This window comes from Pedobacter sp. 22163, assembly GCF_052045595.1.
GTDB lineage: Bacteria > Bacteroidota > Bacteroidia > Sphingobacteriales > Sphingobacteriaceae > Pedobacter.
The window spans coordinates 38,648-59,989 of sequence record NZ_JBQEPM010000006.1 but is presented as its reverse complement, the minus strand read 5'-3'; the positions used below and the strand labels follow the sequence as shown (position 1 = coordinate 59,989).

The 21,342-nt window shown below is 39.0% G+C and carries 22 protein-coding genes; 19 read left to right on the top strand and 3 right to left on the bottom strand.

All coding sequences use genetic code 11. The features are described 5' to 3' along the window. Nucleotides 1-87: 87 nt before the first annotated feature. Nucleotides 88-1,134 (bottom strand): 3-oxoacyl-ACP synthase III family protein, encoded by a 1,047-nt coding sequence (locus tag ACTJKN_RS16305; protein ID WP_215124980.1) that lies wholly within the window; start codon nt 1,132-1,134, stop codon nt 88-90. 154 nt (nt 1,135-1,288) lie between these two features. Between ACTJKN_RS16305 and ACTJKN_RS16300 the strand changes: the two genes are divergently transcribed. Beyond that, nucleotides 1,289-1,570: an ATP-dependent Clp protease adaptor ClpS gene (locus ACTJKN_RS16300; protein WP_029274160.1), complete on the top strand. Its 282-nt coding sequence runs from the start codon at nt 1,289-1,291 to the stop codon at nt 1,568-1,570. 145 nt (nt 1,571-1,715) lie between these two features. Here the strand turns inward: ACTJKN_RS16300 and ACTJKN_RS16295 are convergent, their stop codons facing one another. Together ACTJKN_RS16295 and rsmA are read right to left on the bottom strand one after the other, a co-directional pair. Then, entirely contained in the window at nt 1,716-2,315 is a 600-nt protein-coding gene (locus tag ACTJKN_RS16295; protein ID WP_440826638.1) for a thioredoxin family protein, read from the bottom strand. Nucleotides 2,316-2,661: 346 nt separating this feature from the next. After that, nucleotides 2,662-3,447, bottom strand: coding sequence for a 16S rRNA (adenine(1518)-N(6)/adenine(1519)-N(6))-dimethyltransferase RsmA (gene rsmA / locus ACTJKN_RS16290; protein ID WP_029274158.1), 786 nt, complete (start codon nt 3,445-3,447; stop codon nt 2,662-2,664). 193 nt (nt 3,448-3,640) lie between these two features. Between rsmA and pdxA the strand changes: the two genes are divergently transcribed. The 18 genes from pdxA to ACTJKN_RS16200 all read left to right on the top strand — a co-directional run bounded on the left by pdxA (nt 3,641) and on the right by ACTJKN_RS16200 (nt 21,296). Next, complete coding sequence (gene pdxA / locus ACTJKN_RS16285) at nt 3,641-4,720, top strand: 4-hydroxythreonine-4-phosphate dehydrogenase PdxA (protein ID WP_440826636.1); 1,080 nt, start codon at nt 3,641-3,643, stop codon at nt 4,718-4,720. A gap of 301 nt (nt 4,721-5,021) precedes the next feature. Next, nucleotides 5,022-6,212 (top strand): MFS transporter, encoded by a 1,191-nt coding sequence (locus ACTJKN_RS16280; RefSeq protein ID WP_440826634.1) that lies wholly within the window; start codon nt 5,022-5,024, stop codon nt 6,210-6,212. Further along, nucleotides 6,209-6,724, top strand: a complete 516-nt coding sequence (locus ACTJKN_RS16275) for a hypothetical protein (protein WP_440826632.1) — start codon at nt 6,209-6,211, stop codon at nt 6,722-6,724. Before ACTJKN_RS16280 ends, ACTJKN_RS16275 begins: the two co-directional genes overlap by 4 nt. Before the next feature lies 1 nt (nt 6,725). Beyond that, the gene (locus ACTJKN_RS16270) at nt 6,726-7,565 is read left to right on the top strand and encodes a sulfurtransferase (RefSeq protein ID WP_440826631.1); all 840 of its coding nucleotides are present in this window, start codon (nt 6,726-6,728) and stop codon (nt 7,563-7,565) included. A 159-nt stretch (nt 7,566-7,724) separates the two neighbouring features. Further along, the gene (locus ACTJKN_RS16265) at nt 7,725-8,255 is read left to right on the top strand and encodes a YceD family protein (RefSeq protein WP_440826629.1); all 531 of its coding nucleotides are present in this window, start codon (nt 7,725-7,727) and stop codon (nt 8,253-8,255) included. Nucleotides 8,256-8,270: 15 nt separating this feature from the next. Then, the gene (rpmF, locus tag ACTJKN_RS16260; RefSeq protein WP_025143959.1) at nt 8,271-8,462 is read left to right on the top strand and encodes a 50S ribosomal protein L32; all 192 of its coding nucleotides are present in this window, start codon (nt 8,271-8,273) and stop codon (nt 8,460-8,462) included. Nucleotides 8,463-8,563: 101 nt separating this feature from the next. Next, on the top strand, nt 8,564-9,502 hold the full coding sequence (gene plsX, locus ACTJKN_RS16255; protein WP_440826627.1) for a phosphate acyltransferase PlsX: 939 nt from the start codon (nt 8,564-8,566) through the stop codon (nt 9,500-9,502). 18 nt (nt 9,503-9,520) lie between these two features. Beyond that, a complete protein-coding gene (locus tag ACTJKN_RS16250; protein ID WP_440826625.1) occupies nt 9,521-10,519 on the top strand; it encodes a beta-ketoacyl-ACP synthase III in 999 nt (332 codons plus the stop codon). A gap of 115 nt (nt 10,520-10,634) precedes the next feature. Beyond that, nucleotides 10,635-11,111, top strand: coding sequence for an acetyl-CoA carboxylase biotin carboxyl carrier protein (gene accB, locus ACTJKN_RS16245; protein ID WP_029274148.1), 477 nt, complete (start codon nt 10,635-10,637; stop codon nt 11,109-11,111). 97 nt (nt 11,112-11,208) lie between these two features. Continuing rightward, a complete protein-coding gene (accC, locus tag ACTJKN_RS16240; RefSeq protein ID WP_029274147.1) occupies nt 11,209-12,549 on the top strand; it encodes an acetyl-CoA carboxylase biotin carboxylase subunit in 1,341 nt (446 codons plus the stop codon). Between the two features lie 172 nt (nt 12,550-12,721). After that, complete coding sequence (locus ACTJKN_RS16235; protein ID WP_440826622.1) at nt 12,722-13,915, top strand: LVIVD repeat-containing protein; 1,194 nt, start codon at nt 12,722-12,724, stop codon at nt 13,913-13,915. Between the two features lie 119 nt (nt 13,916-14,034). Continuing rightward, on the top strand, nt 14,035-14,916 hold the full coding sequence (tatC, locus tag ACTJKN_RS16230) for a twin-arginine translocase subunit TatC (protein WP_440826620.1): 882 nt from the start codon (nt 14,035-14,037) through the stop codon (nt 14,914-14,916). Nucleotides 14,917-14,961: 45 nt separating this feature from the next. Further along, entirely contained in the window at nt 14,962-15,399 is a 438-nt protein-coding gene (rpiB, locus tag ACTJKN_RS16225; RefSeq protein ID WP_057931793.1) for a ribose 5-phosphate isomerase B, read from the top strand. A gap of 27 nt (nt 15,400-15,426) precedes the next feature. Continuing rightward, on the top strand, nt 15,427-17,061 hold the full coding sequence (locus tag ACTJKN_RS16220) for a M28 family peptidase (protein ID WP_440826618.1): 1,635 nt from the start codon (nt 15,427-15,429) through the stop codon (nt 17,059-17,061). Nucleotides 17,062-17,166: 105 nt separating this feature from the next. Continuing rightward, nucleotides 17,167-17,376: a type II toxin-antitoxin system VapB family antitoxin gene (gene vapB, locus ACTJKN_RS16215; RefSeq protein ID WP_440826616.1), complete on the top strand. Its 210-nt coding sequence runs from the start codon at nt 17,167-17,169 to the stop codon at nt 17,374-17,376. Nucleotides 17,377-17,491: 115 nt separating this feature from the next. Next, nucleotides 17,492-17,761, top strand: a complete 270-nt coding sequence (locus ACTJKN_RS16210) for a type II toxin-antitoxin system VapC family toxin (RefSeq protein ID WP_440827159.1) — start codon at nt 17,492-17,494, stop codon at nt 17,759-17,761. 142 nt (nt 17,762-17,903) lie between these two features. Next, on the top strand, nt 17,904-19,289 hold the full coding sequence (locus tag ACTJKN_RS16205) for a LutB/LldF family L-lactate oxidation iron-sulfur protein (protein WP_440826615.1): 1,386 nt from the start codon (nt 17,904-17,906) through the stop codon (nt 19,287-19,289). 30 nt (nt 19,290-19,319) lie between these two features. Then, nucleotides 19,320-21,296, top strand: a complete 1,977-nt coding sequence (locus tag ACTJKN_RS16200; RefSeq protein WP_440826613.1) for an alpha-ketoacid dehydrogenase subunit alpha/beta — start codon at nt 19,320-19,322, stop codon at nt 21,294-21,296. Nucleotides 21,297-21,342: the final 46 nt, after the last annotated feature.

Below are 21,342 nucleotides of genomic sequence, written 5' to 3'. Positions count from 1 at the left end.
CTCGACCGAAGTAACGCGGAGTGGAGAGATCTTTAGATATAGATTTCTCGACTTCGTTGCACTTCGCTCGAAATGACGAATCTATGGTTACCACCTAATCAGTGCACTGGCCCAGGTAAAGCCCGACCCAAATGCGGCAAGGCAAACCAGATCGCCATCTTTAATTTTGCCTGCTTCCCAAGCTTCGCACAAGGCGATAGGAACAGAAGCTGCTGTGGTATTGCCATATTTCTGGATATTATTAAAAACCTGATCATCATTTAAACCCAACAACTGCTGCACGTACTGGCTGATCCGCAGATTTGCCTGATGTGGCACCAACATATCAATATCTTTCTCCGTTAAATTATTAGCAGCCAAAGCCTCTTTAATTACTTCAGGAAATTTTACCACCGCTTTTTTGAAAACCGATGGTCCATCCATATAAGGTAAAGCGGCACCGCTATCCAAAATTTCCTGCGTCATAAATAATCCGCCCAGCTCCTGTTCAGGATAGGCAGGTTTATCTTTCAACCATTTATTTGCATGAGAACCTGGATAATACATGGCCAAAATTTCGGCATCGGCACCATCACTATGTAAATGTGTACTTAAAATCCCTTTTCCTGGTTCATCTGTAGGCTGTAACACAACAGCGCCAGCACCATCGCCAAAAATTACAGATACGTTGCGGCTACGGGTTTCAAAATCCATCGCGAACGAATGTTTCTCGCTTCCCACTACCAGCACATTTTTATACATACCTGTTTTTACAAACTGATCGGCCACAGAAAGTGCATACACAAAGCCCGAACATTGGTTGCGGATATCTAAAGCACCAATTTCACCCATGCCCATTTCGCGTTGCAATAGTACGCCACAACCTGGGAAATAATAATCGGGGCTTAATGTGGCAAAAACGATAAAATCGACATCCTTAGCGGTAATGCCAGCCCTTTCGATCGCGATTTTGGCTGCCTCAATACCCATTGTGGTAGTGGTTTCCTCGTTACGATCGGCAAAACGGCGTTCTTTAATACCGGTACGCTCCTGGATCCACGCATCGTTGGTATCCATAAAACGGCTTAAATCATCGTTGGTATATACATTTTTCGGAACGTAGTAACCTATTCCGGCTATTTTAGACTGGTGCATACTCGTGTTATTATAATTTGGTTAAACAAAGTTAGTTAATTAAAAAAGATATGAGCGCTGCGATTTGAGACGTGAGATTTCATCGCAATATCCTAAAATCTAATATCTCAGTCCAATATCTAAAATCTTCTAAATTATTGTTTATTTTTGCGCCATGTCTACAGAAACCAAAGAAGAGACCTTTACGCTCGAAGAAATTTTAACTTCCCTAAAAACCGTACATCGCCTTATTTTGTGGAATGATGATATCAATACTTTCGATCATGTGATTTACTGCATGATGAAATACTTAGATTATAACGAATCTCAGGCTGAAAAAATTGCCTGGAAAGTACATAATGATGGAAAATGCCCTGTTTTGGAAGGTTCATTTACCGAGATGGAAGTTTATCGTAAAATTTTACAGCAAGAGGGACTAACTGTTTCTGTTGATTAAATTTACGAGGTAAGATTTTTTTCCTACGAATCGCCATGCTGAACTTGTTTCAGCATCTTCATATAGACCCTGAAATAAATTTACTGCGTAGCTTTCCGCTGCGCTACAGGTCAGGGTGACGACCGCTTAAAATGAAACTATAAGATTAACCCTCCAAACCTTTCAAAAGTTCATTTAATCCGGCTTGTGTCGTCTGTGTTTTATCTTTGGCGTACCAGCCGTGAAGTTTTTCTGCCAAAATTGGCATTTCAGTATTTTCTTTTCTCCACTCTTGTAAAAGCTCCTGCAAAATTTGTGGCCTTGGCCCCCAGGTTCCTAAAACCTGATCTGCTGATTCATTTAACACAATTAAAACCGGAATAGCTCTTCCACCATTGGTTAAATGCGCATCAATTAAGGGCAAATTTTTATCGCGTAAAACAAATTTCAGATCAATTTTACCTAATGATGCAGTCGCGATTTTATTGAAGACCGGAACAATCTGGGCCGCATCTCCACACCAGCCTTCGGTAATCACCAAAAATTTATAATTTTCTTTAAGATGATCAATGGTCGAAGTCAACTCATCGGTTAAGCTAACCGTCTTATCCACACGACTCATCCTTTGCACATTCATTTTAGTATAGTGCAAATCGTAAGTTACATCACCAGTAGCTTTTCCCTCTAATAGAAGTTGATCAATCAATGCACGATAGGTTTGATAATCCATTCCTTGTGTGCTGAAAATTTCGCTGTAATTAACCATGATGTTTAAAATTATGTCGCAAAGGAAAGGAGAAATTCAATGAAAATAATCACGGATTTGCAAGAATCGCTTCGCGGGTGATTACACAGATTTTAGGATTACAAGGATGTTTCAGTTGGCAAGAGAAACCGATTCTTCGATGATATAAATTCGGATTACAGTAGTCTCTTATCTTAAATAAACCCGATCAAAGCGGGATGCCGATATTTTCATCGGCAGAAGCGGGAGCGGGACTGCTGCATCCAAAACGTACAGAAACCTGCTTTTCACATCTAAAAAAAAATTGTGCTTTAAAAAAGATCCTGAATAAATCCGATAGCTATCGGATCAGGACGACGATTGTATCTTAAACCTCCATCAACTTAGTCACATGCTGTGTTAAGGCCACAAAATCAGCCACGGTTAACTGCTCGGCACGTTTCTCGAAGTAGATGTGATCGTCCATTTTATCTTTAGGCATTACGGCAGAAACTGCGTTACGCAAAGTTTTTCTCCGCTGGTTAAAACCAGCCTTAACCACCCGCCAGAATAATTTTTCATCGCAGTCTAAAGTTTCCACTTCGTTTCTGGTTAAACGGATCACCGCCGAATGCACCTTTGGAGGTGGATTAAAAGTGCCCGGTTTAACGGTAAACAGGTATTCAATTTTATAATAGGCCTGAAGAAATACGCTCAGAATCCCATAATCCTTACTTCCAGCAGGTGAAGCACAACGTTGGGCAACTTCCTTCTGAAACATCCCAACCATTTCTACAACCTTGTTGCGGTTATCTAAAATCTTAAATAAAATCTGCGAAGATATATTGTATGGAAAATTACCAATAATGGCAAACTGACCTGGGAAAATAGCATCGAAATCGAGTTTCAGAAAATCACCATTAATCAACCGATCGCCAAGCTGAGGATATTTTTCATTTAAAAAGTGGAAAGATTCGGTATCGATATCGATAAGATAGGTTTCTAAGTCTTTGCGCTGTAGCAAAAAATCAGATAAGATTCCCATCCCTGGCCCTACTTCTAAAACCTGATTGTATTTATCGGTGTTCACCAATGCCTCTACAATCCGGTTGGCAATGCCTTTATCGGTTAAAAAATGTTGCCCTAAATGTTTTTTCGCTTTTACTAAACTCATCTTTTCTTTTTATTTTGCCACGGAGGCACAGAAATCGCAGAAAAGTTTTATCGAAGAATGAGATTATCCTATTTCTTTTCCGTGTAAACCGTGTTTCCGTGGCTACTCTATTTTGTACAAAATAACTAATTTTTATCCGGTAAGCACCTGTTTAAACGAAAATCAGTAATTTGCGCTAAATTTTCCAGTAATTATGAGCGATAAACTTAAAATTGGCATCAGTATAGGCGACGTAAACGGCATAGGTTTAGAGGTAATCATTAAAACATTATCCAATCCTGCCATTTTAAATTATTGCACACCGATTGTTTATGGCCATACCAAGGTTTCATCTTTTCATAGAAAAGCAAATAACCTGGGCGATTTCAGTTTTAACGTAGTTAGCCATGCCAACCAGGCACAGCAAAAAAAAGCAAACATGATTAACTGCTGGGAAGAGGATGTGAAAATCGAATTGGGACAGGTAACGCCAACAGGCGGAAAATATGCCCTTTTATCACTAGAACGTGCAACAGCCGATCTGGTAAATGGCGATATTGATGCACTGGTTACTGCTCCGATCAATAAACATAACATTCAATCAGAAACTTTTGCTTTTCCCGGCCATACTGAATACTTGCAAGAAAAAAGCGGAAGTAAAGATGTGCTGATGTTTTTGATCAGCGAAAATTTACGCGTGGGTGTAGTTACTGGCCACATTCCTGTAAAAGATGTTCCAACCTCTATTACAAAAGAGAAAATTATCAGTAAATTAAAACTGATTAACGAAAGCCTGAAAAAAGACTTCTGGATCGAAAAACCAAAAATTGCCGTTTTAGGTTTAAACCCACATGCCAGCGATAATGGTTTATTGGGCACCGAAGAGGCTGAAATTATTACACCGGCCATTCAGGAAGCCTACGATAAAGGTATTGTTTGTTTTGGCCCATACCCTGCTGATGGCTTTTTCGGAAATGGTAGCTACAAACAGTTTGATGCCGTTTTGGCCATGTACCATGACCAGGGCCTAATTCCTTTCAAAACATTAGCGTTCCATAATGGCGTAAATTATACCGCTGGTTTAAACTTCGTGCGCACCTCTCCAGATCATGGAACAGGCTATGATATCGCAGGTAAAGATTTAGCGGATTCTACTTCATTTACCGAAGCTTTGTTTTCGGCCATCCATATTGTAAAAAACCGTAGGGAGCAAGAAGAAATGTTGGGTAATCAGTTGCGTACAGGTGGAAAAGTGGTTGAAACGCAGTTTGATATTAAAGATGATGCGTCTTAAGGTAAAAGGCTGAGGGTATTAAGGTTGAGGGTTTGTAAAGAGCAGAAAGGCAAAAGCATATAAGAACGATAGGCTATAATAAACTTGACTTCGGACATCTGACCCCAGACTTTCTAAAACCAAGATTGTCGACATTCTTTTTTTGTAAAGCAAGGCCTTGTGTTTCATCGGTTCCGAAAGTCCTGCTATACGTTTCAATCCTTTTCAAACCTATAAAGTTTTGAAAACCTTATAGGTTTAGTAAAAAATATTTCCACTACTATCAGGTTTATTTTTGGTAAAATTGTGCATCAAATTCAAAATGAACGGCACTAAAAAACCCAATTACATCCTCCCCACAATTGTTATTGCGCAGTTTCTCTGTACATCGCTGTGGTTTGCCGGCAATGCGGTATTGCCCGATATTGTTAAAAGTTTTCCAACTGAAACAAACCTATTGGCCAACCTCACCAGCATGGTACAGTTTGGTTTCATCAGCGGAACATTAGTTTTCGCTTTTTTTGCCATTTCCGATATTTTTTCACCCTCGAAAGTGTTCTTTATCTGCGGAATTGCGGCCGCCTTGTTTAATTTGGGCATTTGTTTAGAACTACCCGACATACATTTATTGTTGCTTTTTCGCTTTTTAACTGGTTTTATGTTGGCTGGAATTTATCCTGTAGGCATGAAAATAGCATCTGATTACTTTAAAGACGGACTAGGAAAATCGTTAGGTTTTTTAGTTGGTGCTTTGGTTTTGGGTACTGCCTTCCCTCATTTATTAAAAACATTTACAGCAAATTTTGCCTGGCAATATGTAATCTTTGCCACTTCGGGTTTATCTCTAATTGGTGCAATTGCTATTTTATGGCTTGTGCCAAACGGTCCATTTAGAACAGCCGGACAGAAATTCGATTTTCGGTCTTGTTTTAATGGCTTTAAAAATCCTGATTTTCGATCTGCAGCTTTCGGCTATTTCGGGCACATGTGGGAACTTTATACCTTTTGGGCTTTTTTACCCGGCATGCTGCTGCTGTACAACACTAAACATGCACATGCAACTTTAAATATCCCACTGTTTTCGTTCTTAATTATCGCATCAGGAGGTTTATCCTGCATGATCGGCGGTTTGCTCTCACAAAAATTTGGCGCAAAACGGATTGCCACCATTGCGCTGTCCATTTCAGGATTATGCTGCCTGCTCTCGCCGCTTTTCCTATTCAGCGGCTCGGTATACCCCTTTCTTATATTTTTATTTTGCTGGGGCTTGTCCGGTACAGCCGATTCACCCTTGTTTTCTTCTTTAATTGCCAAACATGCGCCCCAAAGCCTGCGGGGAACTTCGTTAACACTGGTAAACTGTATCGGCTTTGCCATTACGATTATGAGCATCCAGGTGATTAATCTTTTGGCTAAAGAGATAAATTCCCATTATATTTATATGCTACTAGCCATTGGCCCCATTCTGGGAATTTGGGCACTGCTAAAAAAGCCAAATTACAATATTAAATGAAGAAATTTCAATTGATAATTGCCTTATTATGCCTAATAAATATACAGGCATTTGCTTGTACATGCTATGAAATAACAACAACAGAGGCCATTAACAGCGCGCAGATTGTAGTTAAAGGTAAAGTTATTTCAAAAGTTTTAACACACGATTTGTCTGACTTAAGCATTACAAGAACCAGCGACACCACAAATATCAATTATTTGATGACTCAAAGGCTCTTAATGGCCGTGGTAAAAATCAAGGTAAACAAACGTTATAAAGGAAAAACAATATCCGATACCATAACCGTGATCACACCGAACAATAGCGCAAGTTGCGGCTTCAACTTTGTAATAGGAAACGAATATATAGTATATGCCACCAATTACGATTCAACATTTAGGTCAAGCAAATTTGAGCGAAAATCAAAAGACATGAATACTTATTGGACGGATTTATGTAGCAGAACCATGCTGTCTGACCAATCAGAAGAAAATCAGATAAAAAAGATATTAAAAAAACAGAAAATATAATATGAAGCCTCTTTCTCCAATTATAAAACCAGCAGAATTAACCTGGTTAAACCAAGACGATGAAATCGTAATTATCGATGCCAGTGCCGGATCAAAAGCAAGATATGATGACCAACATTTGGCAGGTGCACTTTTTGCAGATGTAAATAACGATTTAGCCAATATTGCAGATTTTGCTATTGGAGGAAGACACCCCTTACCAACATTCGACCAGTTTTCGACAGTTTTACAAAAACTCGGTATCACAAAAAACAGCCATGTGATTGTTTACGACGACAAAAACGGTGGTAACGCCGCTGCGAGGCTGTGGTGGATGCTAAAAGCAATCGGCCATGAAAAAGTACAGGTAATTGATGGAGGCTTTCAGGCGGCTGTTAAAGCAGGCTTCCCGACTACAGATAAAGTAGAAATCCCAAAATCTGTCGAAAAATACGAAATCACAGCATGGAACTTACCGTTATCAGATATCAATGAGGTAGAAAAAGTTGCCAAAACCGACGATTACATTGTGATTGACGTGCGCGATGCCAACCGTTTTGCAGGTCTTACCGAGCCTATCGATTTAATTGCGGGCCATATCCCTGGTGCGGCAAATATTCCCTACACCGAAAATTTAGATGCTGCGGGTGCTTTCCTGGCCCCTGAAATATTGAAAGAAAAATATGCAGAAGCTTTGGCTCACGTTAAACCCAAAAATGTAATTGTACACTGTGGCTCGGGTATTACCGCTTGCCATACCCTATTAGCTATGGATTATGCTGGTTTACCCATCCCTAAGCTTTATGTTGGTTCCTGGAGCGAATGGAGCAGGAATAACAAGGAAATGGTTTTGGCAGACTAAGCTTCTTACAGACCTTAAAGGTTTCAGAAACCTGTAAGGTCTTTCAGTATTTCGATTAACATTCTGAAAACCTGTCCCATTAACATCAACAATTTTTAAAAAACATTTTTAATCTAATTATTTTATCCCTACATTTGCAGGCTAAAATTTTACAGTACTTTGAACCCACTAAAACAATTTTCATTACCGTTTACCGGATTAAAATTGGGAACTCATCAGTTTGATTATGAGCTTGATGACGCCTTTTTTAATGCATTTGAGTATTCGCTAATTAAAAGTGGAAATTTAAAAGTAGACCTGGAACTTGAGAAACAAGAGACCATGTTGCTTCTAAAATTCAAAGTTATTGGTACAGTTAATTTAGATTGCGACAAATGTTTATCTGAGTTTTCATTGCCTGTAAATCTTTATGAAAGGCAGATTGTAAAGTTTGCTGAAGATGAACTGGAGAGCGATGACGAAGAAATTATTTCGTTAAGCCGTAAAGACACCGAGATTGATATATCTGGTCCTTTATACGAAATGATTAACGTAGCGGTACCTTATATCAAAAACTGCGAGCAGGCAGGTAAAGATTGCGATCAGGAGATGATTGATCGTTTAAATCAATTATCGATCGAAAAGCAGGCTGAAGAAAATGAACAAACAAGCGACCCACGTTGGGAAGCCCTTAATAAGTTAAAAAAATAATTAGATTATACACCAATGGCACATCCAAAACGGAAAATCTCGAAACAGAGAAAAAATAAAAGAAGAACACACTATAAAGCGGTTACTCCTTCTTTAGCAACATGCTCGGCAACAGGTGCTATTCACGTACCTCACCGTGCTTACAACGTTGATGGTAACTTATACTACAACGGCAAACTGGTTATCGAAAATACTCAGATAGGGTAATTTTCTTAAAAAATTGTTTGTGTTTTCAGCGGCTTTAGTCATACCTTAGTCAACTGAAAAATTCAGGATTACACCTGACTTAACACAAACAGATTTTTTCTATGAAAATAGGCCTCGACATAATGGGCGGAGACTATGCTCCCAAAGCAATTGTTTTGGGAGCAATAGCTGCTCATCAATCGCTTAACGCTGGAGAGCATTTAGTTCTTATTGGCGATACCGAACAGATTAAACCCATTCTTGCAGAAGAAGGTTTTAATCCAGATCATTTTGAATACGTTCATACTGATGAAGTAATTGGTATGGGCGAACATCCCACCAAAGCAATCGTTCAGAAACCAAATTCGAGCATAGCAGTTGGTTTTAACCTTTTAAAAGAAGGCAAAATCGATTCTTTCGCAAGTGCTGGTAACTCTGGAGCAATGTTGGTTGGCGCAGTTTTTAGCGTTAAAACCATTCCGGGCATTATCCGCCCTTGTTTATGTACAATTCTTCCAAAAATTAAAGGCGGCACAGGCCTATTGCTAGATGTAGGTGCCAATGCCGACTGCAAACCCGATATTTTATTACAATTTGGTGTTTTAGGCAGTTTATATGCAGAAAATCTTTTGCAGATAAATGATCCGAAAGTTGCCCTGATAAATATTGGCGAAGAAGATGAGAAAGGAAATATGCTAAGCATGGCTACTTTTCCGTTAATGAAAGAAACCAACCTTTTCAACTTTGTGGGCAATGTGGAAGGACGAGATTTATTTAACGATAAAGCCGATGTGATTGTGTGCGATGGTTTTACCGGAAATATAATGCTAAAATTAGCAGAATCTTTTTACGTGCTTACCATTAAAAAGGGACTTAAAGATGAGTTCTTCGATCGTTTTAATTATGAACAATACGGTGGAAGTCCGGTTCTAGGCGTTAACGCTCCCGTTGTTATCGGACATGGAATTTCTAGTCCGCTAGCTGTTAAAAATATGGTTCTGCAATCCAGAGAAATGATTACCACAGGATTGGTAGAAAAAATTAGAGTGGCATTTAAATAATTTATTAAAATTCTTAAAATGAGTAAAATTCACGCTGCTATTACAGCAGTAAATGGTTACGTTCCCGACTATGTGCTTACAAACGCAGAGTTAGAAACCATGGTTGATACTTCGGATGAATGGATTACCAGCAGAACGGGAATTAAAGAACGTAGAATTTTAAAGGGAGAAGGTTTAGGTACTTCGGATATGGCTGTTCATGCTGTAAACGGTTTACTTAAAAAGAGGGGAATTGATGCAAAAGAAATTGAACTGATTATCTTTTGCACCACTACTCCGGATTTTACTTTCCCTGCAACAGCAAACGTTTTAGCTGATAAAATTGGCGCTACAAATGCCTGGGGTTACGATTTACAGGCAGCTTGCTCCGGCTTTATTTTCGGGCTTTCTACCGGCGCATCATTTATTGAGTCTGGAAGACACAAGAAAGTTTTAGTTGTTGGCGGCGATAAGATGTCATCAATCATCAATTACGAAGACCGTACAACCTGTATCATTTTTGGTGATGGTTGCGGTTGTGCTTTATTAGAACCAAACGAAGAAGGCTTTGGTATTCAAGATTCTATCTTGAGAACAGATGGTTCGGGAAGAGATTTCCTGGGCATGAAAGCAGGTGGTTCGGTTATGCCGGCAACACACGAAACTGTTGACGCAAGACTACATTTTGCACACCAGGAAGGCCCAACAGTATTCAAATTTGCCGTAACCAATATGGCCGATGTTGCTGCCGAAATTATGGAACGCAACGGCTTAACCGCTGATGATGTTGCATGGTTAGTACCTCACCAGGCCAACAAACGCATTATAGATGCCACTGCAAACCGCATGGGTGTTACTACCGACAAAGTAATGATCAACATTGAACGTTACGGAAATACAACCAACGGAACAATTCCTTTATGTTTATGGGAATGGGAAAGCAGACTGAAAAAAGGCGACAACATCGTTTTAGCTGCATTTGGTGGTGGTTTTACCTGGGGTTCGGTATACCTCAAATGGGCTTACGACTCTAATTAGTCAGAAGTCTTTAGTCGGGAGTCCGAAGTCGGGGTTCGCTTTAAAAAAATAAAACAAAAAAAGTATAACTTAGTTAATTCAATAAACACTATTTTTTACATAACTAGCCTAAAAAATGGATATCAAACAAATACAGGAACTGATTAAATTTGTTTCTCGTTCTGGAGTAAATGAAGTTGCTATTGAGCAGGAAAACTTCAAAATCACGATCAAAACAAACCAAGCACCAACAGTTGTGCATGCTACCGTACCACAGGCTCCGCTTGTACAGGCTGCTGCCCCTGTTGCTACAGCTCCTACTGCACCAAATGCAGCAACACCTGCTGTACCGGCTGCAGAAGACACCTCAAAATACATTACTATTAAATCGCCAATGATCGGTACGTTCTACCGTTCAGCTAGCCCAGACAAGCCAATGTTTGTTAATGTTGGCGACGAAATCAGCACTGGTAAAGTAGTTTGTATTATCGAGGCAATGAAACTTTTCAACGAAATCGAAAGCGAAGTTTCTGGCCGTATCGTTAAAATCCTGGTTGATAATGCATCACCGGTAGAATACGATCAACCGTTATTTTTAGTAGAACCTATTTAGAAGCTGATTTCACAGATTAATTTGATTTACAGATTATCGTGATTCCACTAAAATCAGTGTAATCCTATAATCGGTGTAATCATCAATTAAAAAAATTATGTTTAAAAAAATACTAATTGCCAACAGGGGTGAAATCGCTTTGCGTATTATCCGTACCTGTAAGGAAATGGGCATCAAAACGGTTGCTGTTTACTCTACCGCAGATCGCGAAAGTTTACACGTACGTTTTGCTGATGAGGCTGTTTGTATTGGCCCCCCTCCTAGTAAAGATTCTTATTTAAATATTCCAAATATTATCTCGGCTGCAGAATTAACCAATGCCGATGCCATACACCCAGGTTATGGTTTCCTATCAGAAAATGCTAAGTTTTCTAACATCTGCCGCGAATACAACATCAAATTTATTGGTGCAACTCCAGAGCAGATCAATGGCATGGGCGATAAAGCCTCTGCAAAAGAAACCATGAAAATTGCCGGTGTACCAACCATTCCAGGATCTGAAGGTTTGCTTACAAGCGTTAAAGAAGGTATTGCAATTGCGAATGAAATGGGCTATCCTGTTATTCTAAAAGCAACTGCCGGTGGCGGTGGCCGTGGTATGCGTGTAGTTTGGAAAGACGAAGATTTCGAAAATGCATGGGATAGTGCCCGTCAGGAATCTGGTGCAGCTTTTGGTAACGATGGCTTATATTTAGAAAAATATATTGAAGATCCACGTCACATCGAGATTCAGATTATCGGAGATCAGTTTGGCAAAGCCTGTCACTTATCAGAACGCGATTGTTCTATTCAACGCCGTCACCAGAAATTGGTAGAGGAATCTCCCTCTCCTTTTATGACAGATGAACTCCGTGTAAGAATGGGCGAAGCAGCTATTAAAGGTGCAATGGCCGTAAATTACGAAGGTGCTGGTACAATCGAATTCCTGGTTGATAAACACCGTAACTTCTACTTTATGGAAATGAACACCCGTATCCAGGTAGAGCATCCGGTTACTGAAGAAGTAATCAACTTCGATTTAATCAAAGAACAGATTAAAGTTGCTGCCGGAATTCCGATTTCGGGTAAAAACTACTTCCCTGATATGCACGCAATCGAGTGCCGTATCAATGCAGAAGATCCAGCAAATAATTTCCGTCCATCACCAGGAAGAATCACTAATTTCCACTCTCCGGGTGGCCATGGTGTTCGTGTTGATACACATGTTTATGCAGGATATTCGATTCCTTCCAACTATGATTCGATGATTGCCAAATTAATCTGTGTGGCACAAACTCGCGAAGAAGCAATCTGTACCATGGAACGTGCATTAGGCGAATTTGTAATTGAAGGTGTAAAAACGACCATTCCTTTCCATCTGCAGTTGATGAAAGATCCTAATTTCAGGGCAGGAAATTTCACTACGAAATTTATGGAAACGTTCGAATTTTCGGAATAATAAAATATTTCTATACTTAATAATACAAGAAGGCTATTCAAATAATTTGGATAGCCTTTTTTATTGTTTTAGATTCAGTTATTCTGAGGTAAATACCTGATAATTAATATTTATCGAACACTGTAGCGTTTAATTAACTCCTTACGTTTAACAGTAAAACACTCCAATTATTATGAAAAAAAATCTAATTAACTTACTGCTCTTTCTACTTGTTTTCGCTGTATTTACAGGATGCAAAAAAGACGAGTATGAAATGATAAAGATTGTAAAAATGATTTCGGTTCAGCAAATGAGGGCTTTACCTGTAGGCATGACAAAAGCTATTCCTGCCAAAAAAACCGGAAAAATATACATTTATAACGATTATCTTTTCATTAATGAACCAAATGAAGGTATCCATATCTACAACAATGTTAATCCGGGTGCTCCGATAAACGTGGGTTTTCTACAAATTCCGGGAAACGTAGATTTAGCGATCCACAACAACATCCTTTACGCCGACAATTTTATTGATTTGCTGACTTTTGATATCTCGAATATGAACAACATCAAACAGGTAAAAAGAGTAACCGATGTTTTCAATCAATTGTATGCCACAGGCGTTCAAAAGTATCTCTACATTTATAAAGATACCCTGGTAAAGAAAGAAACTTACAAAGAAAAGAAATATTACGATGCCGCCGCTTACAGCAGCAACTCTTCTTCGGGGCAAGGTGGCTCTATGGCCAGATTTACCTTAATGAATGACTATTTATATACTGTTGGTATGAATAATTTAAGCCTGTTTGACGTTAAGACTGCATCGAACCCAACTTTTTTAAAGGCTATTCCTTTAGGTTGGGGTGTCGAAACTATCTTTCCATACGAGAATAAATTATTTATAGGTACCAATAGAGGCATGCACATTTTTAGTGCTACCGATCCGGCTAATCCAGTACAACTATCTACTTACAGCCATATTTTTGCCTGCGACCCGGTAGTGGTGCAAGGAAAATATGCTTACGTTACCTTACGCACAGGCAATATGTGCATGCAAGCAAGCAATCAGCTGGAAGTTGTAGATATAGAAGATCCCACCAAACCAAAACAAATTGCAGTTTATGCTATGCAAAACCCACATGGCTTAAGTACCAGTGGCGATATTCTGTTTCTCTGCGAAGGCAATTATGGAATAAAAAGCTTTAATATTACCGATAAAACCAAAATAGGAAACAACATGTTGCAGCATTTGACTAACATCAAAAGCTTTGATGTTATTGCTGGCCCTAAATCTTTAATCGTTACAGGAGAAGATGGTGTATATCAGTTTAATTATAACAACGCCGCAAATTTAAAGCAACTGAGTATAATTAAAGGGCAACGTTAAAAACAATTTTTGTAGCTTCTTCTATTTTTGTAGTCATTTCTCATAATAATATAAACTATTTCTATATTTAACACGTAAATACCATTCTATTCAAATAGAATGGTATTTTTGTTTTCAACATGAGCGACACTAAAAAAACTTCACTAACAAAAGCTATCGGACAAAAGAGCACCACATTAGAGGCAGAAATGTCTTTTTTTGATCACCTGGATGTTCTCCGTAAACATTTAATCAGGGCCGTAATTGCCATTGCCGTTTTTACCGGTATTGCTTTTTACTTCAACGAATTCATTTTAGATAAAATCATATTTGGTCCAAAAAAGCCCGATTTCTGGACTTACAGGATGATGTGCAAACTGGTGGAAAAATTTCCTTCACTTGGTGCAGATATGTGTATCACCAAAATTAATGGAGAGATTATTAACACCGAAATGGCCGGTCAGTTTAACCTTCAGTTAAATGTTTGTGTAATGTGTGGTATTGTAGTTGGTTTCCCTTATTTATTATGGGAAATCTGGCGTTTTATTAAACCGGCATTACATGAAAATGAGCGTAAATCTGCAAGTGGTTTCGTGTTCTTCGCTTCGGTACTTTTCATTGTCGGTATCTTTTTTGGCTACTTTATAGTATGTCCGTTATCCGTTAACTTTTTAACAGGTTACACTGTTAGTGCCGAAATCAAAAATACATTTACAGTTGATTCGTATCTATCATCTGTAGCAACTTTAACTTTAGGCACCGGGATTATCTTCGAACTTCCGGTTATTATTTTCGTGCTGTCGAAACTTGGGTTGATGACACCAAAGCTGATGAGATCAAGCAGAAGGTATGCAGCCGTAATTATCTTAATTATTGCCGCTATCGTTACGCCAACGCCTGATATTATGACGATGCTAATTGTAGCTACGCCATTGTTCTTGCTTTATGAGCTCAGCATTTTTGTTTCGGCCTACATCGAAAAAAAGAAGAAAAAGGCTGATGCTGCTTTCTACGCTAACTAACAAAAACATTACGAATAGATTTTATAATTCTCTATAAATTTGACAATGTCTGATACAAAAATTAAAATTGCTATTGGAGCGGATCACGCTGGGTTTGAATACAAAGAAATATTAAAAGATTTTTTACAGGATTACGAAGTAAAAGATTTTGGTACTTACTCAGAAAACTCTGTTGATTACCCAGATTTCGCTCATCCGGTTGCTGCTGCTGTAGAAAATGGGGAATTTACCTATGGGATTTTACTTTGTGGATCGGCAAACGGTGTAGCCATCACCGCGAACAAACATCAGCACATCAGAGCAGGTTTATGTTGGGAGAATGAAGTTGCTTCTTTAGTCCGCAAGCACAATAACGCAAACGTTTTGTGTATACCAGCCAGGTTTGTTTCGGAAGAACTGGCTAAAGAGATTACCACAACCTTTTTAACAACTGAATTTGAGGGCGGGCGTCACCAAAACAGAGTTGAAAAGATTTCGTGCTAACAAGAAACTTAACTAACTATTATCATAATGAACAAAAAGTTTTTAACCCTTGGTCTAGTATCATTTGTTACCGCAAGTTGCTTTAGCCAGGTAAAGCCACTTATACCGAATAAGGATGCAATAAAATTCAGCAAGGCCATTAATCCTGAAAATGCTTACAAACACCTTTCTGTATTGGCTTCTGATGAATACGAAGGCCGCGAAACAGGCACAAAAGGCGCTTGGATGGCTGCTGATTATATCCGCGATTATTTCAAATCTTTAGGCTTAAAAGCTCCTGTAAATGGCAGCTATTTCCAAAAAATCGATTTGGTTAACGTTACCTTAAAAGAAAGCCATTTAACGGTTAACGGCCAGCCTAAAGAATACCAAAAAGATTATCTGGTATCTCCAAGCTTAATCAGCGATCAGGGTTTTACTTTCTCAGCCAACGAACTTGTATTTATTGGTTATGGTTTAAAGAAAGACAGCTATAACGATTTCACAGGCACTGATATTAAAGGTAAAGTGGTTATCATGTTTAATGGCGGAGATCCAACTGTAAAACCAGGTACAAGAATTGATAGAGCAGCTTATCGTGCTACGCTTGAAGCAAGGGCAAAGTATTTTGCAGAAAATAACGTGAAAGCAATTATCCTGATCGACCCAGCAGTTGATAGAATAACCGAAAACACCAAGCAAACCCTTAAAAATGGTAGGGTAATGGTGAAAACCAATGCCGCTATCGAAGCTCAAAAACAAAACGATATTCCACGCATTTCGATATCAGTTGCTTTGGCAAACGAGCTGTTTAAGGCCTCGAACACTACTGTGGCTGATCTGCAAAAGAAAATAGCAGATAGTCAGGCTCCCGCATCGCAAGTATTAAATGTGCCTTTTTCTGCAAGTGCTGCAAAAACAGAAACACCAGTTAGATGCGAGAACGTTCTGGGTTATTTAGAAGGTTCAGACCCGATACTTAAAAAAGAAGTTTTAATCCTTACAGGTCATTACGACCATATCGGACTGGAAACAGATCCAAATGCAAAAGATAAAGTGAACAACGGAGCGGACGATGACGGATCGGGAACTACCGGCGTTTTATTAATGGCAAAAGCATTTACAGATGCAAAAAAAGCAGGAAAGGGTTCCAAACGCAGTATCCTTTTCATGACTGTTGTTGGTGAGGAAAAAGGGCTTTGGGGTTCTGAATGGTACTCGGAGCATCCTGTTTTCCCTGTCGAAAATACCATTGCTGATTTGAATACCGATATGATTGGCCGTACTGGCGAAGAATATTTAGGCAAAGCAGACTCGGCAAATTACATTTACTCTGTAGGTTCAAGAATGTTGAGTAGTGATTTGGCTAACTTAAGTGAGCAAGTTAATGCAACCTATACCAAAATGAAACTGGATTATAAATACGATGATCCAAAAGATCCTGAGCAGATTTATTACCGTTCAGATCATTATAACTTTGCAAAATTGGGTATTCCAATTATCTTCTATTACGATGGCATGTTACAACAAGACTACCACAAACCTGGTGATGAAGTAAGCAAAATTAACTTCCCACTTTTGGCCAAAAGAGCAAAATTAACCTACTTTACCGCATGGGAACTGGCCAACAGACCTAAACGCCCAGCAGTAGATATGGACGGAAAAGGAAATCCAAAGAAATAATAATTCAAAATACTAAGTCCCGATTTTACATCGGGACTTTTTTATGCCCGACGGTGTAACTTTATATTTTAAAATTAAAATGGTATTTTTGATAAAAGCGAGTTTATGGATCAGTTGCATATTTTAGAGAAAATTAAAATGATCCCTGTTGCCTACCAGCAAGAGGTGGAAGACTTTATCGATTTTATTTTACAAAAAAAAGTAAATAAAAAAAATAAAGAAAAGACACAAAGAAAACTTGGTCTACTTAAAGGAAAAATGAAAATGAGCGATGATTTTAATGCTCCACTGGATGATTTCAAGGATTACATGTAGTGAAAAAATATCTGCTTGATACTCACGTTTTACTTTGGATGCAAGATGATAATATTGCACTATCTAAAACAGCAAGAAAAATTTTAGAAGATTCCAATACTCAACTTATTTAAGCATAGTTAGTTTATGGGAGATTACCATAAAACAATCAGTAGGTAAATTACAATTAGAATACTCCTTAGATGAACTCATAGATTCTTGCAACACAAGTAACATTACCATTCTTCCTATAGATTACGGAACACTAAAAGTACTTAAAACGCTACAATTTTTACATCGTGATCCTTTTGATAGAATCATCATTGCAACAAGTATAGAACTGGGTTTAGATCTTATTTCGAATGATGAAATAGCAAAAAAATACATCACCAAAGTTGTCTGGTAATATTCTTTAAAAAGGCAACCTTCTTCTTTGTTTTAATTTCCAAAAATAAACTCAACAGGGTTTCCTATCTTTGATGTTATAACGAAATAGCTAAAAACTAAAATCAGTTAATATTCGTTACCCTATTACAAAATAACTATTGATGAATATTGCCGAGGAATTTTTAGAGAAATCTGACGAGAAAGCTTTCGATCTACCGCATCGTAAAACCATAAATTATAATATTGGGAAATACAATGCAGCTGTTGAACGGGGCTTATCAAAATTCGAAAATTTGGAGGCATCCAAAAAAAAGGCACACGTAATTAAATGGCGTGTGATGGAAAACCTAGATAAATTCTTACCAGAATTCGAATCAAATTTCCAACGCCGTGGCGGTAAGGTAATCTGGGCAAATGATGCCGAAGAAGCCCAACAGGAAATCCTCAACATCATCAAAAGAAACAACGGTAAAACGGTTATCAAATCAAAATCGATGACCACCGAGGAAATCCACTTAAACGATTTCCTGGAAAAGAACAACATCGAATCTTTAGAAAGTGATCTGGGCGAATACATTGTTCAACTACTTGGGCAGGCTCCCTACCATATTGTTACCCCGGCCATGCACCTAAGTGCGACAGATATAGCGCAGTTATTTCACGATAAATTTGGCACACCTATAGATGCCACTCCTCCGCAGCTGGTACAAAAAGCAAGAGAATTACTCCGTGATAAATACCTGAATGCCGATATCGGCATAAGCGGTGGAAATTTTTTAATTGCCGATACCGGAAGTATTGCATTGACTGAAAACGAAGGCAATGCTCGTTTAAGTACTACTTTCCCTAAAATCCACATTGCTATAGTAGGTATCGAAAAGGTAATTCCCTCTATGGCTGATCTTGATCTGTTCTGGCCTTTACTGGCATCGCACGGAACTGGGCAAAACTTAACGGTTTATAATACCATTTTAAGTGGTCCACGCCAAGCCAATGAAACAGATGGGCCAGAGGAAATGTATGTGATTTTGCTGGACAATGGCCGCACCAATTTATTGGCACAAAAAGACCAGAGACAGGGCTTGTACTGCATCCGTTGTGGTGCATGTTTAAATGCTTGCCCGGTTTATAAAAATATTGGTGGGCATACATACAATACAACCTATAGCGGCCCGATCGGCTCTGTTATCACGCCTCACTTAAAGGGTATGGAAGAGTTTAAACACTTAAGTTATGCTTCCAGTCTTTGTGGCAAATGTTCAGAAGTATGCCCGGTAAAAATCGATATCCATAAAATGCTCTTGCTTAACCGTAGAGATGCCGCCGCGGGGCATGAAAACGGCAAAAAAGAGGAAATTGGCTGGAGCATGTTTAGCAGAATGATGCAAAAACGCAAATGGATGGATTTTTTTGGCGGAAAGTTTAAAAACTTTATGCTCAAAAGGTTTTTCAAAAAGAGCTGGGGCAAATACCGGGAAATGCCTAAAGTTGCCGATAAATCTTTTGCAAAACAATGGGAAGAATTGAAAAAAAATAAGGAGTCTTAAATCAGGACTCATTAGTCAAAATAACCAGATATGCAATTTAACAGAGGTGATAAAGACGACAAGTTCTTATTGAACTTATACAGAAGATTGCTTTACCCTCGGATGGTTGAAGACAAAATGCTCAAACTGCTGCGTCAGGGTAGAATTGGCAAATGGTTTTCGGGCATTGGCCAGGAAGCTATAGCTGTTGGCAGCACCTTAGCGATGCAAAGCGAGGAATACATTTTACCCATGCACCGTAATTTGGGTGTTTTTACCGCTCGCGATATTCCTTTAAAAAAATTAATGGCCCAATGGCAGGGCAAAATTACCGGCTTCACCAAAGGCCGCGACCGTTCTTTCCATTTCGGCACACAAGAATATAAAATCATTGGGATGATATCCCACTTGGGGCCACAAATGGCTTTAGCAGATGGCATTGCTCTGGCAGATGTTTTAGCCAATAAACCGCACGCCACATTAGTTTACACCGGAGAAGGGGCAACCAGTGAAGGCGATTTTCATGAGGCGGTAAATGTTGCCGCAGTTTGGAACCTTCCAGTTATTTTTTTAATCGAAAATAACGGATACGGTCTTTCCACTCCAAAATCAGAGCAGTTCAGGTGCAAAAACCTGGTTGATAAGGCCATTGGTTATGGAGTGGAAGGTATTCAGATAGATGGAAATAATATTTTAGAAGTTTATAATACCATTAACCAGCTGGCTATGGAAATCCGAAAAGATCCAAGACCAGTTTTGGTGGAGTGCTTAACTTTCAGGATGCGTGGCCATGAAGAAGCATCGGGCACGAAATACGTTCCGCAAGAATTGTTGGATGAGTGGGGAAAGAAAGATCCCTTGAATAATTACGAAGCGTATTTAATTGAGCAGGGTATTTTAAACTCAGATTCAATTATCGATATTAAAATCAAGGTTAAAAGAGACATTGAGTTGGAAGTTGAAGAAGCTTTTAATGAGGATGAGCCGATTGCTAATGCCGATCGGGAAGAGGCCGATATGTATTTTCCATATCAGCAAGATGTTGTCCAACCTAATAAAACTTCCACAGAAAAAAGATATTTAGATGCAATAACCGATGGATTAGACTTGGCCATGCAAAAGTATCCTAACCTGGTTTTAATGGGGCAGGATATTGCCGATTATGGTGGGGCTTTTAAAATTACAGATGGTTTTACCGCTAAATATGGCAAAGGTAGAGTCCGCAACACCCCTATTTGCGAATCTGCCATTGTAGGTGCAGGTTTAGGCCTATCCATAAATGGTTACAAAGCTGTTGTAGAAATGCAATTTGCAGATTTTGTAACCGTCGGCTTTAATCAGATCGTAAATAACCTGGCGAAAACGCATTATCGTTGGGGCGAAAAGGCTGATGTGGTGGTGCGTATGCCCACAGGTGCCGGAACAGGGGCTGGACCATTCCATTCACAAAGCAATGAAGCCTGGTTTACCAAAACACCGGGTCTAAAAATTGTTTATCCCGCTTTCCCTGAAGATGCAAAAGGGTTGCTGTTGGCAGCGATTGAAGATCCAAACCCAGTGCTTTATTTTGAGCACAAATACCTCTACAGGAGTTTAAGCGCTCCTGTTCCTGATGGCTATTATACTACAGAGATTGGTAAAGCGGTTAGGCTTGCCGAAGGAAATAAATTTACGATCATTACCTACGGATTGGGTGTACACTGGGCATTAGATTACCTGAAACAATATCCAGAAAGCGATGCCACGTTAATTGATCTGCGCACGCTTCAGCCCTGGGATAAAGAAGCTGTAAGAGCAGCCGTTAAAGCAACCGGTAGGGTTTTAATTTTGCATGAGGATACTTTAACAAACGGTTTTGGAGCCGAATTATCTGCCTGGATCGGAGAGCACTGTTTCTCTGATCTCGATGCACCTGTAATGCGCTGTGCAAGCTTAGATACGGCAATTCCAATGAGTAAAGCATTGGAAGAAGATTTTTTAGCTAAAGCAAGATTAGCAGAAACAATTGATAAATTATTGAAATATTAAATAGTTTTGCCACGGAGACACAGAAATCACGGAGAACATTAATTAT

Excerpts from the sequence above, each read along its gene's own strand:
- ACTJKN_RS16305 (WP_215124980.1), bottom strand. The coding sequence starts at position 1,134 with ATGCACCAGTCTAAAATAGCCGGAATAGGTTACTACGTTCCGAAAAAT.
- ACTJKN_RS16300 (WP_029274160.1), top strand. The coding sequence starts at position 1,289 with ATGTCTACAGAAACCAAAGAAGAGACCTTTACGCTCGAAGAAATTTTA.
- ACTJKN_RS16295 (WP_440826638.1), bottom strand. The coding sequence starts at position 2,315 with ATGGTTAATTACAGCGAAATTTTCAGCACACAAGGAATGGATTATCAA.
- rsmA (WP_029274158.1), bottom strand. The coding sequence starts at position 3,447 with ATGAGTTTAGTAAAAGCGAAAAAACATTTAGGGCAACATTTTTTAACC.
- pdxA (WP_440826636.1), top strand. The coding sequence starts at position 3,641 with ATGAGCGATAAACTTAAAATTGGCATCAGTATAGGCGACGTAAACGGC.
- ACTJKN_RS16280 (WP_440826634.1), top strand. The coding sequence starts at position 5,022 with ATGAACGGCACTAAAAAACCCAATTACATCCTCCCCACAATTGTTATT.
- ACTJKN_RS16275 (WP_440826632.1), top strand. The coding sequence starts at position 6,209 with ATGAAGAAATTTCAATTGATAATTGCCTTATTATGCCTAATAAATATA.
- ACTJKN_RS16270 (WP_440826631.1), top strand. The coding sequence starts at position 6,726 with ATGAAGCCTCTTTCTCCAATTATAAAACCAGCAGAATTAACCTGGTTA.
- rpmF (WP_025143959.1), top strand. The coding sequence starts at position 8,271 with ATGGCACATCCAAAACGGAAAATCTCGAAACAGAGAAAAAATAAAAGA.
- plsX (WP_440826627.1), top strand. The coding sequence starts at position 8,564 with ATGAAAATAGGCCTCGACATAATGGGCGGAGACTATGCTCCCAAAGCA.
- ACTJKN_RS16250 (WP_440826625.1), top strand. The coding sequence starts at position 9,521 with ATGAGTAAAATTCACGCTGCTATTACAGCAGTAAATGGTTACGTTCCC.
- accB (WP_029274148.1), top strand. The coding sequence starts at position 10,635 with ATGGATATCAAACAAATACAGGAACTGATTAAATTTGTTTCTCGTTCT.
- accC (WP_029274147.1), top strand. The coding sequence starts at position 11,209 with ATGTTTAAAAAAATACTAATTGCCAACAGGGGTGAAATCGCTTTGCGT.
- ACTJKN_RS16235 (WP_440826622.1), top strand. The coding sequence starts at position 12,722 with ATGAAAAAAAATCTAATTAACTTACTGCTCTTTCTACTTGTTTTCGCT.
- tatC (WP_440826620.1), top strand. The coding sequence starts at position 14,035 with ATGAGCGACACTAAAAAAACTTCACTAACAAAAGCTATCGGACAAAAG.
- rpiB (WP_057931793.1), top strand. The coding sequence starts at position 14,962 with ATGTCTGATACAAAAATTAAAATTGCTATTGGAGCGGATCACGCTGGG.
- ACTJKN_RS16220 (WP_440826618.1), top strand. The coding sequence starts at position 15,427 with ATGAACAAAAAGTTTTTAACCCTTGGTCTAGTATCATTTGTTACCGCA.
- vapB (WP_440826616.1), top strand. The coding sequence starts at position 17,167 with ATGGATCAGTTGCATATTTTAGAGAAAATTAAAATGATCCCTGTTGCC.
- ACTJKN_RS16205 (WP_440826615.1), top strand. The coding sequence starts at position 17,904 with ATGAATATTGCCGAGGAATTTTTAGAGAAATCTGACGAGAAAGCTTTC.
- ACTJKN_RS16200 (WP_440826613.1), top strand. The coding sequence starts at position 19,320 with ATGCAATTTAACAGAGGTGATAAAGACGACAAGTTCTTATTGAACTTA.